At 43.1% G+C, this 16,670-nt stretch carries 9 protein-coding genes; 6 read left to right on the top strand and 3 right to left on the bottom strand.

Annotated elements, in window-relative coordinates; genetic code table 11:
• The first annotated feature begins 925 nt into the window (after positions 1–925).
• The 6 genes from NG798_RS10040 to NG798_RS10015 all read left to right on the top strand — a co-directional run bounded on the left by NG798_RS10040 (position 926) and on the right by NG798_RS10015 (position 10,436).
• Positions 926–2,167, top strand: coding sequence for a glycosyltransferase family 4 protein (locus tag NG798_RS10040; RefSeq protein WP_261222620.1), 1,242 nt, complete (start codon positions 926–928; stop codon positions 2,165–2,167).
• A 298-nt stretch (positions 2,168–2,465) separates the two neighbouring features.
• Positions 2,466–3,068 carry a bis(5'-nucleosyl)-tetraphosphatase (symmetrical) YqeK gene (gene yqeK, locus NG798_RS10035; RefSeq protein ID WP_261222619.1) on the top strand — a complete coding sequence of 201 codons (603 nt, stop codon included), beginning with the start codon at positions 2,466–2,468 and terminating at the stop codon, positions 3,066–3,068.
• 113 nt (positions 3,069–3,181) lie between these two features.
• A complete protein-coding gene (gene rsfS, locus NG798_RS10030) occupies positions 3,182–3,595 on the top strand; it encodes a ribosome silencing factor (protein ID WP_261222375.1) in 414 nt (137 codons plus the stop codon).
• Between the two features lie 4 nt (positions 3,596–3,599).
• Positions 3,600–4,100 carry a CGLD27 family protein gene (locus tag NG798_RS10025; RefSeq protein WP_261222374.1) on the top strand — a complete coding sequence of 167 codons (501 nt, stop codon included), beginning with the start codon at positions 3,600–3,602 and terminating at the stop codon, positions 4,098–4,100.
• A 164-nt stretch (positions 4,101–4,264) separates the two neighbouring features.
• Complete coding sequence (locus NG798_RS10020) at positions 4,265–5,218, top strand: asparaginase (RefSeq protein WP_261222373.1); 954 nt, start codon at positions 4,265–4,267, stop codon at positions 5,216–5,218.
• A gap of 1,048 nt (positions 5,219–6,266) precedes the next feature.
• Positions 6,267–10,436 (top strand): PAS domain S-box protein, encoded by a 4,170-nt coding sequence (locus NG798_RS10015; protein ID WP_261222372.1) that lies wholly within the window; start codon positions 6,267–6,269, stop codon positions 10,434–10,436.
• A gap of 137 nt (positions 10,437–10,573) precedes the next feature.
• Here NG798_RS10015 and NG798_RS10010 read toward each other — a convergent pair whose 3' ends face one another.
• The 3 genes from NG798_RS10010 to NG798_RS10000 all read right to left on the bottom strand — a co-directional run bounded on the left by NG798_RS10010 (position 10,574) and on the right by NG798_RS10000 (position 16,558).
• On the bottom strand, positions 10,574–12,907 hold the full coding sequence (locus NG798_RS10010; RefSeq protein WP_261222371.1) for an ATP-binding protein: 2,334 nt from the start codon (positions 12,905–12,907) through the stop codon (positions 10,574–10,576).
• A 249-nt stretch (positions 12,908–13,156) separates the two neighbouring features.
• Positions 13,157–13,573 carry a response regulator gene (locus tag NG798_RS10005; RefSeq protein WP_317619577.1) on the bottom strand — a complete coding sequence of 139 codons (417 nt, stop codon included), beginning with the start codon at positions 13,571–13,573 and terminating at the stop codon, positions 13,157–13,159.
• Between the two features lie 15 nt (positions 13,574–13,588).
• A complete protein-coding gene (locus tag NG798_RS10000) occupies positions 13,589–16,558 on the bottom strand; it encodes a PAS domain S-box protein (protein ID WP_261222369.1) in 2,970 nt (989 codons plus the stop codon).
• Positions 16,559–16,670 lie beyond the last annotated feature (112 nt).

Genomic DNA, 16,670 nt, shown 5'->3' with positions numbered 1-16,670 from the left:
CGAATTGCACCTGCTTTTATTAATAGCGATTTTCAGTCCGGGGTAGCAGACCCTTTGGATATATTTAATGTTCTTAAAAGAATTAGCAGAGAATTATGGCGGCGGCGAGGCAATAAGGCCCAGCAGAATTAATAATTGGGGAGAGGGTGGCGCTTCGAGCCATACTTTACCTGTAGCGAGATCGAGCCAAACTTTTAAAAGCACCGGCTCTCTTGAAACGTAGCGGTCGAGGCGATTGCAGCTTAAGAGAGGCCGAGACGAGGTAAATAGACAACCCCACTGGATACCGCCTATGGGGGTTAATCGCGGGTACTTTTTGAGGCGGTTAGCGACCGCAAGCAGAGCCTCATCCTTGCTAAGTTCCGGCCTGAAAATACCACGTTTTGTTAAATAACCAATAAGAAATCAACAAAAATGCCGGTCTTAAAATAAGATAGACAAACAAACCCCTGTAGCCGAAGGGTAAGTCAACGCCAGGCTGACTTTTCTGGCCGCACTCAAGACACGACGATCTCTTTAAGCAGCCCGAATCACCGCTGTCTGCGGCATCGAGCCTGCGCTAAAGGCCATAATATTTTCAGGACGTATGGGCCGGTGCGGCGAACGATAACAACCATCCAGCTATTATCTGGCACTGTTGCCAATTGACAAATCAAGGGGATTTTTGATCATTTTGGGTGTATTACTAAGCTTAAAAGCAACAATTGCCAGCGCAATTACCTAACCCCCTCAAGGCATTTTTTCTAGGATGTACCCTGCGGGGGAGGGGTAGTGCACTATCCCCAATTGGCGATTCCCCCTATAGACTGAGTGAATCAAGCTTTTTCGTAAAGATTTGAGACCTATGGGTTTCAAATTTAAAATCAGGGCTTTTAGATTGAAGGAATCATGCGCCAAAGCGCAAGCAGGCAAACAATTACAGACGATGCGTATTCTTATTTATTCTTACAATTACCACCCGGAACTCATTGGCATTGCCCCTCTAATGACGGAACTCGCCGAAGGTTTAGCGCAGCGAGGCCATCAAGTCCGCGTTGTGACTGGGATGCCAAATTATCCAGAACGGCGAATTTATCCGGGGTATCAAGGCCGGTGGTACATGACGGAAGTTATTAACTCGGTGACAGTGCAGCGTAGTACGCTGTGGATTCGTGGCCCTCATCCAGGTTTGTTAGACAGGATTTTGCTGGATGCGAGTTTTGTTTGTACATCGATGGTACACGCCCTAAAAAGTTGGCCGCCGGATGTGGTTTTGGCGACGGTGCCGCCGCTGCCGATTTGTTTACCGGCTACTTTGTTGGGATTGTTGCGCCGGTGTCCGGTGATTTTAAATGTTCAAGATATTTTGCCGGAGGCGGCGGTTCATGTGGGTTTGCTGAAAAATAAAATGATGATTCGGGTGTTTGAGGGTTTAGAAAAGTTTGCTTATCAACATTCCCACACGATTAGTGTTATTGCTCAAGGCTTTGTGGAGAATTTAGTTTCAAAAGGCGTGAGTCCGGAAAAAATTGTTTTAATTCCTAATTGGGTGAATGAAAAATTTATTCGTCCTTTGCCGAAAGAAAATGCTTTTCGGGCTGCTCATAATTTAGGGGGCAAGTTTGTTGTTTTGTATTCGGGGAATATTGGTTTGACGCAACGTTTAGAAACGGCAATTGAGGCGGCTGTTTTTTTGCGTCATATTCCTGAGATTGTGTTTGTGATTGTCGGGGAACCGACGGCAATTCAGGAATTGAATGATTACTGTCAGGTTTGTGGATCTCCTAATGTGATGCTTTTGCCTTTTGAACCCCACGAGCGATTGCCAGAGATGCTGGCGGCGGCTGATGTGGGTTTGGTGATGCAGAAACATAATGTGATTTCGTTTAATATGCCGTCAAAAATTCCGGTGCATTTAGCTTCGGGCCGGCCTATTGTGGCTTCGGTTCCGGCTACCGGCACGGCGGCGCGTGCGGTAACAGAAAGTGAGGGGGGAGTTATGGTGCCTCCTGAAGATCCAGAAGCGCTGGCGGCTTGTATTTTGGATCTTTATAAGAATCCAGAAAAGGTGGAGGCTTTGGGGCAAAAAGCGCGGGAGTTTGCTATGAGTCATTATGCTTTTGAGGGGGCTTTGAGCCGGTATGAAGATTTGTTTTTTGCAGTGAGAGAAAGTGCTTTGAATAGATGATTTTAACGATTTTTATCAAAAAAATGGAAGTAAAAAATGTTTAAAAGGCAATTTGGGAATGATTAATAAAAGTGTAGAAACCCGGTTTCGAGCAAAGAACCGGCTTGCTGTCGGGCTAGGGGGAGCAAGTCTTTCAAGGATGTTGAGAGCCAATCAAGCCAGGGCAAGCTATCTTATCTCAAAAGGTGGAAGCACAAGAAAAGAAAATTAAGCTAAAATAAAATTTCCATAAAAAAAATTAGCCTGCTAATAAGCTGTAGCTACAGTCGCGGTTTCGTTGAAGGAGTTATATAAAGTGATGCGAGAGCGGGTTATCGCCTGGTTAGCAGACAATGTACCCCCGGCTCGGCTGAAACACATTTTGGGTGTGGAAGAAATGGCGGTGGAATTGGCCTCCGCTCACGGGGTCGATAGCGCTAAGGCGTCTATGGCTGGGTTAATGCACGACTTGGCGAAGCATTTTAAGCCTCAACGCTTGCTGAGTATGGCGCAGGCTCAAGGCTTGGAAATTGACCCGGTACAAGAGGCTGAGCCGCATTTGCTCCACGCTGATGTTAGTGCGATTGTGGCGTCTGAGGAGTTTGGGGTGTACGATGAGGAAATCTTGCAAGCGATTCGCTATCACACTTTGGGCAGCCCCGGTATGAGTTTGCTCAGTTGTGTGGTGTTTTTGGCGGATAGTTTGGAGGCGAGTCGGGGCAACACTCCTGAGCTTTTGGCGTTGCGACAGTTGAGCCTGGGCGATTTGTATGCCGGTGTTTGGCGAACCTGTGATTACAGCATGGGTTTTTTGCTGGAAACTCGCAAGCTTATTCACCCCCGAACAATTTTAACGCGCAATTGGGCTTTGCAATTGGCAACAAGTAAGCTGCATCCTTTGGATTTGCTGAAAAGTGCTTAAAGGCTGTCGGGTTGCTGTTAGAAAATCAGGCAAAATATGGCAACAGTTTACTGGGGATAGGTTAGATTTTTTTGGTGGAAAAGACAAATTTTATTAATAATTCGGGAGTTTGAATGACAGAATCTTCAAAAGTGAATTCAGGGACAATGGCAACGCTAAACCAAGATTCTAGCTTTGATTTGGCGGTGGTTGCGGCGCGGGCTGCGGATGAGCGCAAAGGTGGCGATATTTTGCTGCTAGGGGTGGATAAGGTTTCTTACCTGGCTGATTATTTTGTGATAGTGACGGGTTTCTCGCGGGTTCAGGTAAGGGCAATTTCTATGTCGGTTCAGCAAAAGGTGGAGACTGAATTACACCGGCTTCCTTTGCGAATGTCAGGCCAAGCTGAGGGCAGTTGGGTGTTGCTGGATTATGCGGATGTGATTGTTCACATTTTGATGCCAAACGAGCGTGATTTTTACAATTTAGAGGCGTTTTGGAGTCACGCAAAACGTATTCCATTTACACCAGAAATGCTGGGAGAATAGGTTTATGAAGGATACTTCGATTGCTGTGTGCCCAGTACCAGATGAGCAACAACCGCTGAATGAGTACGAACAACTCAAGGAATCGTGGTTTTTTAGCTGTTGTACCGGCAGTCTTAAAGGTTATTTGAAGGCGCTGGCTTGGGTGTGGGGGTTAAGCTGGTTGGTTTCTGGGCCGATGGCGGCGGCATCTTATACGCCAAAGAAGTATCTGGGTCATTTTTTGCTCAGTGGCTCTGCCGGTGCTTGTTTTCTTGTGGTTTTGGTGTTGGTGAGGTTATATTTGGGTTGGTCTTATGTGCGCGGTCGGCTGGTGAATTCGACGGTGTTTTATGAGGAGTCGGGCTGGTATGATGGCCAGTGCTGGAAAAAAACGCCGGAGATTTTGTTGCGCGACCGGCTGGTTGTAACGCACCAAGTAGAGCCAATTTTGGGCCGGTTAAAACGCAGTTTTGCGGTGCTGGGGGGTTTGGTTGTGGCTGGTGTTGTGAGTTGGAATTTTTGCTGAATTTGTCATTTGTCAATGGTCAGTGCTGGTCTGTGATTGGTTCTTATTAAAGATGGACAATGGACAATGGAAATTTGACAATTGACAAATGACTGTTGACCAAAAAGTTTAATAAAATCTAAAAACGCTTACTTTTGTTTTTTTACGGTGGTAGAGTCTAACCCATGACAATGGGAAAACGAACACAATCTGCACAGCTTGAAGTCCGGCTGTTGCGTGAAGGCATTATTGAATCGACGCATTGTGTCCAAGCGGCTGTGTGTGACAACCGAGGACGGGTTTTGTCTGTGGCAGGGAATGCAGAAACGGCTGCGTTTATCCGCTCGGCTCTAAAACCTTTCCAAGCTCTGGCTGTCACAACGACCGGCACGCTGGAGCGTTTTGGTTTGACTGATAAGGATTTGGCGATTATCTGTAGTTCTCATAAAGGGACGACAATTCAGGCTCGGCAGGCGTTTAATGTGCTGTGGCGAGCGGATATTGATCCGACGGCTTTGCAGTGCCCGATTCCTGAAGGTAAAAATAGCCGGCTTGAGTATAATTGCTCTGGAAAACACGCGGGGATGTTGGCGGTTTGCCGGCAGCGAAATTGGCCTTTGAATAGTTATTTACAGCGCTCTCATCCGGTGCAGCAGCTTATTTTGTCGAAGGTGGCGGAGTTGTTGCGAATGCCGGCGGCTGAGTTTATTGGCGCACGGGATGATTGCGGAGTACCGACTTATTTTATGCAGTTGGGGGAGATGGCAACGCTTTATGCGAAGCTGGCTTCTGGGGATAGCTTAGATTTAGAGCGCATTGTGCGTGCGATGACTAATCACCCGGTTATGGTGGCGGGGGAAGGTGAGTTTGATACGGAGTTGATGCGGTTGAGTGACGGTGAATTGGTGAGTAAAAGTGGCGCTGAGGGGGTGCAGTGTATCGGTAGAGTTGGTGAGGGGATGGGTTTGGCTATTAAGGCGACGGATGGGGCGAAGCGGGCTAAGTATGCTGTGGCAATTCAGTTGCTTAAGCAGTTGGGCTGGATCTCGCCGTCTATGGCTGAACTTTTGGCGGAGAAGTTTATGAGTTTGAATGATTTTAAGCGTTTGGAGGTTGTTGGGGAGCTTTCGATGCTTTGAATTGTCGTTTCTTGTTCCCAGGCTGAGCCTGGGAACGAGTTCAATAGAGGCGGTTTAGCCTCGGAAACTTTGTGATATATGGGCGGGGTTTCTAGGCGGTGATCTAGCTTTTTTGGGATGAATGGGCGGCTGTTGGGGCCGGTGTAATCAAATATTCGGCTGATTTGAATATAGAAACACCGTTGAGGAAATCTCATCAATTTTGTGGCGGTTTTTGCAAATGCCACGAAACTCTTAATGTTTGGCAAAATCAATATTTTTGGGTGGTTTTTTCTGCATTATTTGGCGGGATAGGCAGTGCCATATATTATGCACGTTGTGACGGGCTACAGTACGAGACTTGACCAATAGTTAAAGTTAATTCGCTTTTTGCTGACGGCGATTATTTGGTGTGGCTGCTGATATTATTATTTTAATATATTTGTATTGGTTTTGAAATTTTTAGCGCAATTTTGGCGGGGGTAAAATTTAATAAAAACTTATTATAAGCGGCTAAAAATGTGGCGTTTTTATTGCTTACGAGGTGCTACGAAGTAGGTAAAAACTGAAGCAAAAAATAGATGTTTATATTGATGCGAATCTGGTGATAGATTGTCGGTTGTCTTTGCTGCGGGAAGAATATGGTATTGAGAATGCCGATGCTGGGGATTAGGATAACCGGCAGGTTTAAGGAATTTATGCTTAGGTAGGTGTTTTTGAGTTTTTCTATCTAAGCAATATAAAAGTTTGCCGGCAAAAAATTTAGCTTGAGTTCAGCGATATGGTAATATATCTAAAATTATCCTAATCAAAGTTGATCGTTATCAAACAAAAGTCTATTGAAAGCGCCAACAGGTGCAAACAGGGAAAATTACCGCTACCCTTTGTAGCTTTGATAACTTAGGCTTTTTTAAGGAAGCAGTAGAGTAATCTGAGCAGTGGTAGTTATGTAACCAAAAATTTTGGGTATTCTAAAAAAATAATCAATGTAATAACTATGAAAGCTGACCGTAATTCTCAGGAGAGCCGAGGAAAAAAGATCCCCCAAAAATTGGGTAAAAAATCATGCTTGGAACTCGAACAAGAACTGGCACAATTAAGAAAAGAAAACGAGCATTTAAAAGCTTCATTACTAGAACATCAGCAGAAGCAAGAAGAATTTGATGGATTTTTTAAAGAGTCGATAGATTTGCTGGTAGTTGTGGATAGAGATGGATATTTTAAGCGAGTCAATCGAGCAGTTGAAACAATTTTAGGCTATTCTGTTGAAGAAATTACAGGGTTTCCTTACAGCGAAATTATTCACCCAGAAGACAGAGAAAGAACCCTTGCTCTGGCAAAAGATCAAATGGAGAATGGTAGGCGAGTGGTGCAATTTGTCAACCGCTACCGTTGCAAAGATGGGTCTTATAAATGGATATCTTGGAATTCTACATCGCTCTTAGATAAAGGATTAGTTTATGCTTTGGGACGCGATGTTACTCAAATTAAAGAAGTAGAAGCAGCGTTAAGAGAAAGCCAAAAACAATATGAAACTTTAGCGAAATTTTCGCCGATGGGTATATTTCGCACTGATGCAAAGGGCAACTGTTTATATGTGAATGAGCGCTGGTGTCTGATGGCGGGAATGAGTGAAGAAAGCGCGTTTGGCATAGGTTGGGCAAACTGTTTGCATCCAGAAGATAGAGAGCGTGTTTTGACTGCTTGGCAGCAAGTCATAGCAGAAAAAATCAGTTTTGAAACAGAATTTCGGATGTTACATTCAGATGGTAAAGTGGTTTGGGTGTGGTCTAAAGCTGTGCCAGAAATTGCCAGTGATGGCAGTTTAATGGGGTATGTAGGAAGTGTAACCAATATCACGGAACGCAAGCAAACAGAAGAAACACTTTTACGCATTACAAAAGTTGTAGAAAGTGCGAGTGATGCGATTGGTATTGCGGATGCAAATAATGTCTCTGTTTATCATAATCCGGCTTTTGTTAATTTGTTTGGTTACACAGCCGAAGAACTAAATAAAATTGGGGGATATGTAAGCCTTTTTAAAAGTCAAGAAAAGCTTGAGGAAGTTTTCGGAGCCTTGAGTGCGGGAAATTCGTGGACGGGTGAAGTAGAGTTTTTAACCCGAAATAAAGGCTTGCTAGAAGTGTTTCTGCGAACGGGGACGGTTAAAGATAAAAACGGTCAAATTGTTGGTTTATATGCAATTATGACCGACATTACAGAACGGAAAACCCTGGAAAAGGAACTACTGCAAAACCAAGCGCTTTTAAATGGGTTAGTTCAAACAGCGCCGCTAGGAATTGCGGTTTTAGATAGAGACTTGCGATTTGTTCAAATTAACGCATCTCTTGCCGAGATGAATGGGCCGACAATTAGCGAGCATTTAGGAAAAAATGTTTGGGAAATATTGCCGGAACTTGAGCCGAGCTTGTCGCCAACTATTGAAAAAGTTATTGCTACGAAACAACCGATTATTAATATAGAAATTAATGGTAAAACTTCTCAAAAACCTGGGGTAGAGAGGACTTGGCTGGCTTCTTATCTTCCTTTATGTTCGGAGGAAGGAGAGCCGGTGGGGATAGGGTTGATTGTGTTTGAAATAACCGAGAGAAAAAATGCAGAAATTGCCTTGCAAAAATCGGAGAACCGCTTCCAACGTTTAGCGGAAAATATTCCAGGGGTGATTTATCAATATCAACACAAGGAGGGGGAGAAACACCACTTTAATTATATCAGTCCTGGGTGTCGCAATGAATTTGAAATAGAACCAGAGGCTGTTTGGGAAGATGCAGATTTGATGTGGAGTATTATACACCCAGATGATTTAAATATTTTTAATGAGTCAGTTGCAAATGCTCAGAAAAAACGGCAGTCTTGGAATTGGGCATATCGGATAATTACTCCTTCGGGTAAACTCAAATGGATTCAAGCAATAGCGCGTCCTGAACTTCAAAGCGATGGAAGTTTGATTTGGGATGGCTTGCTGCTGGATATCACCGAGCGCAAAGTTTTAGAACAAGAATTAGCCCAGAAACAGGCACAATTTAATGCCTTTTTTAGCTCGGCGCCGGTGGGGTTGGTGATTTACGATCCTGACTTAAGAATTAGGCAAATTAATGCTAAGTTAGCTGAGATGGGAGGAGTGCCAATTGAAAAGCAACTTGGCAAAACCATCACTGAAATTCAGCCGCATTTGGGGCCGATTTTAGAGCCAATATTTCGAGAAATTATCGCTACCGGCATTCCCCTTCTCAACCAAGAATTTAGCGGCACTATAGTGAATGAACCTGAGATCGAGCGCCACTGGCTTTCTTCTTATTTTCCGTTACCAGGAATAGATGGGGCTCCGATGGGTTTGGGGGGTGTTTTTATAGAAATAACTGAGCGCAAACACACCGAAGCTGCTTTTAAACAAAGCGAGGAAAAATTGCGGTTAATTTTAGAAAATATGCCGGTGATGTTGGATGCAATTGATACCAATGGCAACGTTATTGTCTGGAACAAAGAATGTGAAAGAGTAACCGGCTATTCCGCCGCCGAGATCGAAGGAAATCCGCAAGCTTTTGAAATGATGTATCCAGATGAAAACTATCGGAATGCCATCTTTGCAGAGTGGGAAGAACGCGGCCATGATTATCGGAATTGGGAACTGGAAGTTCTTGCCAAAGATGGAACAACTAAAACGATTGCTTGGTCAAACATTTCTAAGTATTTTCCTGTTCCGGGGTGGGAAACTTGGGGAATTGGTGTAGATATAACCCTGCGTAAAAATGCGGAAATTGCCTTACAGCAAAGTGAAGCCCAATATCGAGAATTAGCCCAAAGGCAAGCATTAATTAACTGTTTGGCAACGCAAATCCGAAACTCTTTAGAACTGGATACTATTTTGTCAACAGCGGTGCAAGAAATTTATACTTTATTACACCTTGATCGCTGTATATTTCTGTGGTTTTTGCCCAACGCACAGCCGCCAGCTTGGGACGTCCTCCATGAAGCAAAGAATCAGGATCTATTTTCAGTTTTAGGGTACTTTCCAGCAGATATTACAGGAAGTCTGGCCCAGAATATTTATAAGCAAGAAACTTATCGATACGATGATATTTCTACCATTGCTGACCCCGTAGAACGACAATTTTTTAGCTCTTTAGGCTACAAATCTTTAATAGATTTACCCATAAAAACCCGTTCCGAAAAACTGGGAGTGATTGGCTGTGTTAGTTGTACTTCTATGCGGGCTTGGAAAGATGAAGAACTTAACCTTTTGCAAGCCCTTGCTGAACAGTTAGCGATTGCCATAAACCAAGCAGAACTTTATGAACAGATGCGTCAAACTGCCGCAGAAGCAACGACAAAAAGCCAAGAACTCGAACAAGCAATGCAGCAACTAACTCGCACTCAAACTCAACTTATCCAAGCTGAAAAAATGTCATCTCTCGGTCAAATGGTGGCGGGAGTGGCCCATGAAATTAATAATCCTGTCAGCTTTATTTACGGCAATGTTACTCCCGCTAAAGAATATTCCGAAGATTTATTAAAGTTAGTTGAAATGTATCGTCAAGCTTACCCGCAAGCCACCCCAGAAATTGAGGCAGAAATTGAAGCTATCGATTTAGAATTTATCCAAGAAGATTTACCCAAATTGCTGGATTCAATGAAAGTGGGTGCTCAGCGTATTTCAGAGATTGTTAAATCGCTGCGAACTTTCTCCCGTCTGGATGAAGCAATTGTCAAACAAGTGGATCTCCACGAAGGAATTGATAGCACTTTAACAATTTTGCAGAACCGGATAAAAGCTAAACCCAATCATCCCGAAATTCAAGTTATCAAAAACTATGGAAAATTGCCCTTGGTGGAATGTTACGCCGGCCAGCTTAATCAGGTATTTATGAACATCCTCAGCAATGCTATTGATGCTTTAGACGAACGCCTATTTCGCATCACTGCTGAAGAAATTAATACCAATCCTAGCACGATTAACATTGTTACTTCGGTTACAGATAATAACAATGTCCAAATCTCAATTTCTGACAATGGGATGGGAATTCCTGAAACAGTAAAACCGAGACTTTTTGACCCGTTTTTTACCACCAAGCCGGTTGGAAAAGGCACGGGCTTAGGATTAGCTATTAGCTATCAAATTGTTGTTGAAAAACATGGGGGGACTTTGCGCTGTAATTCTGTAATAGGCGAAGGTACAGAGTTTATTATTTCCCTTCCTATTTTGCAGCCAAATATTTAAAGTTAAACCCAGTAAAACCTCTTTTTAGCCATCTCTCCAAAGGAAAAGCAACCAGAATGAATTATCTTTTTTTCCTTCAAAAACCTCTCTTTCTGCCTCCTTCGCTTGTCGGAAAAGGCGGCTAGGGGGTTAAGGTTCTATCTGCCAATAAACACCGGACAACTTTCTCCGGGGTTTTGGAGAGTCGAGGGATGCTGACAAATAGGAATTGCAATAATAAATTCTGCCCCTTTTTCAGGCATCGAAACACATTCTAAATTTCCACCATGTTTATCAACAATAATTTGATAGCTGATTGCCAGCCCTAAACCTGTTCCTTTCCCCACCGGCTTTGTTGTAAAAAAAGGATCAAAAAGCCGCCGACGTACTTCTTCTTTCATGCCTATTCCATTATCAGAAATTCGGATTTCTACCCTTTCATCATCGACAGTGCAGGTACGAATATTAATTAGAGGAGATTCTGCATAGACAATTGGATGACTACCCCCATTTTTACTAATAGCCAATCCCCACTCACCTGCTGCCATTTCAATTGCATCAATCGCATTATTAAGAATATTCATAAAAACTTGATTTAGCTGATTTGCATAACATTCCACCTTTGGTAAATTGCCATACTCCTTAACAATTTTAATAGCCGGCTTTCCTTCTTTTTCTTCGACGCGATGTTGCAACAAAAGCAGCGTATTATCTAACCCTTCGTGAATATTAACCGGCTTCATAGTTGCCTCATCCAGCCGCGCAAAATTTCGCAAAGACATGACAATTTGACGAATTCGATCAGCCCCCACCTTCATCGAAGACAATAGCTTATCCAAATCCGTCATTAAAAAATCCAAATCCAACTCTTCCAAAGCCTCTTGAATTGCCCCCACCGGCATCGGATAATATTGTTGATAAAGTTGCAGCACATTCAACAAATCTTCAATATACTCCTGTGCCGGTGTAATATTTCCATAAATAAAAGTCACCGGATTATTAATTTCATGCGCTACCCCCGCCACCATCTGCCCCAAACCCGACATTTTTTCCGACTGAATTAACTGCGCCTGGGTTTTTTGTAATTCCTTAATTGCTTGTTCTAAGGCTGCATTTTGTTCACTTAATTGCTGCCGCTGTTGAGTTTCTTTTTCCAAAAGTTGGGCTTGCCACAGCGCCACACTCACTTGATCTGCCAGTTGTTTCAACAAATCAATTTCAAACTGCGTCCATTGCCGCGTTTTAGTACATTGATGAGCAATTAACAACCCCCATAAAGGATTTTTATTGCTGGGATCGTTGCGAGTTTGTTCACTGCCAAGAATGGGTACAACTAAATTTGCTTTAACACCAAATTTTTCTAACAACTTAATATGACACGGCTGCATTTTAGACGAGTTTAAATCCCCGATTGCTCGCACTCGTCCCCCTGCATACTTCTGTAAATAATCCTCTTTAAAACAAGGATCAAAAATTTTTTTGCCGACAATCGCCATACACCCCGGCACCACTGCTTCTGTAACAACCGTTCCCGATCCATTTCCTTCAATTTGGTAAATTAAAACCCGATCAGCTTGCAGAAGTTGGCGTACTTCCTCCACCGTTGTTTGCAAAATTTCTTCAATTTGCAAAGACTGCCTTATTTTTAATGTTAATTCCGCAAACAATTGCGAACGTCTGTGCTGTTTTAATACCTCCTTTTCAGCCAGCTTTCCTTCCGTAATATCGCTAATAATTCCGGCAATTCGTACCGGGTAGCCTTCGTGATTTCGTTGAGCCTTGCCCCGGCAAGTACAATAGCGATAGTGTCCCGATGCGTGGCGGATGCGAAACTCCACATTATACTCCACCCCGGTATTAAAATGGGCTGAAAATGCCTCTTGAATTCGGGGCCGATCTGCGGGGTGTAATTGTTCGTAAAACGCCTCTAAAGTTCCCCCAAATTGATTACGAGCCACCCCAATAATTTCAAAAAATCGATCATTCCAATAAATCTCATTTTTTTCTAAATCCCAATCCCAAATGCCATCATTAGAACCTTGTAAAACCAGGCGATAGCGTTCCTCACTTTCCTTAAGCTTTTGATTAGCTAATTCCGCCTCTATTTCCGCCCGATGAATACGAATAGCATTGCGAACACTGCGGCATAAACTTTCTGCTGCAACGCGAGACTTAGACAGATAATCACTCGCACCGGCCTTCATTAAATCCACAGCAATTTGCTCATCTCCTTGGCCGGTTAAAACAATCAAAGCCATTTTAATCCCAGCTTCTCGCACTTTTCGCACCAAAGACAAACCATCACCATCAGGCAAACAATAATCAAAAACCGCACAATCAAACGCTTGTTCTTTCAGCGCCTCAAAAGCCTCCGCACAGTTGCCAGCTTCATGAAATTCTACCCGCACCTTTCCTGATTTCAGCGCCCGGCGGACAGTCATGCGATCCACCTCATCATCATCTACAACTAAAACCTTAAAAAGTTCTTCCATAACCTCTACTATAAAAATTTTTTGGCCGATTTATGAGCTAAAGATGCGTCCGCCCCAATCACCTATAAAAATCACTTGATCGCGCCCGATAAAAAACAGCATCTACTGGAATCATTTTAACTACTCCAGGCGCTTGCTTGAACTTGTTTTACCGACACTGCTTAACCCTTATAAAATATAGGAGGGAACAAAGTAATCCCTCCCCAGAAGTATTTTTTCCTGACCCAACTGGAAATCCCAATAAAAAACTCAAGGAATTTCGCTTAAAGTCCAATATTTATTAAGCGTAGCAATTGCTTCAACAAAACTCGCAAAAGTCACCGGCTTAAGAATATAACCGGCCACATTTAAGTTATAAGCTTCTACCTTATCGCGGTCTTCATTCGACGTTGTAAGCACAATCACAGGAATCATGCGGAGGTCGTGATCGTTCCGCAACTCCCGCAAAAACTCAATCCCATTCATTTTGGGCATATTAATATCCAGCAAAATCAACCGACGCTGAGGAGGAACCGCCTGGGCATCCGCGTCGCCGCGCAACATAGCCAGTGCTTCTAACCCATTGTTGGCAACATATAGAGGATTTGTGATGTTATTTTTTTTAAATGCCCGCCGGACATTCATTACATCAACTTCATCATCCTCTACCAATAGCAAATGAATCATTTTTTCTTCCATATTTTAGTAATGTGTTACCGTTTTTTTGGGCCAGGTAAAGCTAAAAGTCGCCCCTTGACCCTCTTGTGAATCAAGTTTGATCGTTCCTCCTTGGGTTTCAACAATTTTTTTCACCAGAGATAAACCGATGCCGGTGTTCTCCACCTTATCCCGCGCCTCCAGAGTCGAAAAAATTACAAAAACTTTTTCGTGATACTGGGGAGCAATTCCGGGGCCATCATCTGCCACCGAAAACTCATAAAATTCGCCTTGTTCTTGAGCAGAAATTTTCACATAACCGCCTTTTTTCCGGTTGTGCTTAATGGCATTACTTATCAAATTAGAAAAAACTTGCTCCAAAGGCAAGCGCTGCGTTTTAAAAATTGGCATCGGAGTTTCCACCTGTACCTGATAAGTCGGGGCCGGTGCAAGCGAATCAATTACATCCATAAGCAACTTACCCACATTTACTAACTCTACCGCTGTATGGATACGCCCCACACGCGAATATTCCAGCAAACCATTAATCAAAGCCTCCATACGGTGAACCCGTCCCCTGAGCAAATTCATTTGCTGTTGCGTTTCCTCTGTCATCACCTCATGCAAATCTTCTTCTATCCAACTACTGAGATTCGCAATTGCTCGCAAAGGAGCTTTTAAATCATGGGAAACCACATAAGCAAATTGGTCAAGCTCTTGATTACGTTTTTTCAAATTTGTAGTAGTTTTTGCCAAGATCGCCGTCATTTTTGCTAATTCATCGGCTCTTGCTACCAAAGCTTCTTGTACCTGCTTGCGCTCACGGATATCTTCTACAACACCAAACAGCGATTGATGGCCCTCTGAATGGTAAAGCACGGAAACCATCAAATTTGCCCAAACCGCCTCACCATCAGAACGAATAAAGCGTTTTTCAATGGTATAGCTATTAATTTCTCCGCCTAATAATTCGTCTAAATACTTTAATTCTATCGGCAAATCTTCGGGGTGTGTAATGTCTTGAAAGTACATTTCTTGCAATTCTTCGGCACTTTTTCCCAACAAATCACATAACTTTTGATTGACCAATAACAGTTTACCTTCCAAAGTAGCTTGAGCCATTCCCACTGCTGCTTGCTCAAAAGTTGCCCGGAAAAGCTGCTCACTTTCTGCCAAAGCCGCCGCAGCCTGCCGGCGTTGGGAAATATCATCAAAAGTACACAAAATACCCACCACATCACCACTGGCATTAGTCAGAGGAATTTTGCTGATATCAACCCACATTTGCTCGCCGCTATTAGGCAGAGATAATTTTTCAATTCTATGAAAAATTGGAGTATTTGTTTCTATCACCCGCTGGTCTTCTTCTTGGTAAAATTTGGCTCTTTCTGCTTCTATTGGCAAGTCATAATCGGTTTTTCCTATCATTTCTGCTGGTGAATTTAAACCAGACATCAAGGCAACATTTTGATTGCTTCCCAAAAACACCGAATTACGATCTTTCCACAAAATATATTGGGGAATATTATCAATAACTAATTGTAACATTTGTTGGGAATCGCGCAGAGCATTTTGAATTTTTTTCTGTTCGCTAATATCATTATTTATTTGTAAAATTGCCATCGGCTGCTGTTGTTCATCACGCTGTAAAGTCCAGCGCGTCGCCACAGTAACTTTTGTGCCATCTTGTTTAACTTGGGTAAGTTCGCCTTCCCAATAACCTTGTTGGACAAGTATTTTTTTAATTTCTTCTAGCGGTTGGGGAAATTCTGTTTGTAATAAAGTGTGGATATTTTGACCGAGTGTTTCTTTTTTGCGCCAGCCATAAAGTCTTCTCGAACCTTGATTCCAGTAGCTTAGACAATCATTAAAATCCCACACCAAAATACTATCGTTGGCGAGATCCAAAAGTTGGGCTTGGTTGCGTAGCGTTTCATCAACTTGTCTTTGTTCGCTAATATCGCGGCAAATGGCAATAAAAAGATGCTGATCAGCGAGGCGCATTTCGCTGATAGCTATATCCATAAAAAATCGACTTTTATCTTTACGCAGGCCAATGCTTTCTCGGCGACAACAACAGATTTTTGCCGTCGAGGTAGCAATAAAATAACTCAGGGGATCGCTGGTGGTTTCATAGGTAGCAGTTTCTCCCAAAAGTTGCCGGAAATTTTTGCCCATAATCTCGGACATATTGTAGCCAAAAATGCCCTCTGCCGCCCGATTGAATGATTTAATTTGCCCTTTTTCGTCTAGGGTAATAATGGCATCGGCGGCGTTATCTACCACCGCTTGAATGTGGATTTTACTTTCTTGTACGCTGCTTTCGCGGGCTTCGAGTTGGCCGTGTAAGCGATCAAATAAATACCAAGAGGTGACGGCAGCCAGACTCCCAAAAACTAAGGCAGCAATTTGGGCAATATTTGTCCATTCTACCCAAATTTTAAGTTGCCGATCTAATTGCTCTTGGTGTTGTTTTTCGACGTTCAAAAATTGAGCGATGATGCCTCGCAAGACATCCATTTTTTGTTTGCCTTCTAGCAATTGCTTGGTTAGCTTTTGGCTTGGTTGCGGCGTTAAGTTTTGACGGTTGAGCGTAGGTAGGGTGTTATCTAAAAGCAGGATTGTTTGTTGAATGTTACGCTCAATTTTTTGAAATTGTGTTTGCTGGGGAGAATTGGCGGGAATTTGGACTCTGAGTTTTTGGAGGGCTTTTGGCAAGGCCGTTTTTGCGTTTAAATAAGGTTCGAGAAATTCATTGCGTTTAGTGAGGGCGTAGCCACGAATGCCGGTTTCAGCATCGACTAAAGTTTTATAAACGTAGTTGGTTTGCTTGATGATATCGTTGCTGTTTTCTTTCTGGGCGCGTATTTGGAGGGTGTTGTCGCGTAACCAGGATATAGCCAAGACGGAGGCGATCAAACAGGAGACAGGAATGGCAATGATTAGCGCTCCTTGTCGGCGCACCGGCAGCCCTATCCATTCAAAGTGTGGGGGTTGGGTTTTGATCGCTTTCATTAATATTTCTCCCTGTTGAATTCGGGTTTTTTTCACAGTCTTGAAAATGCTTAATTTTAAATTGTTTGGGGTGCGGGCGACTATTTAAAACAGAAGCGGGTGCCGGCGAATC

It is taken from the genome of Ancylothrix sp. D3o (genome assembly GCF_025370775.1).
Classification (GTDB): domain Bacteria; phylum Cyanobacteriota; class Cyanobacteriia; order Cyanobacteriales; family Oscillatoriaceae; genus Ancylothrix.
The sequence above is the reverse complement of the archived record's forward strand: the minus strand, read 5'-3'. Positions and strand labels throughout refer to the sequence as shown.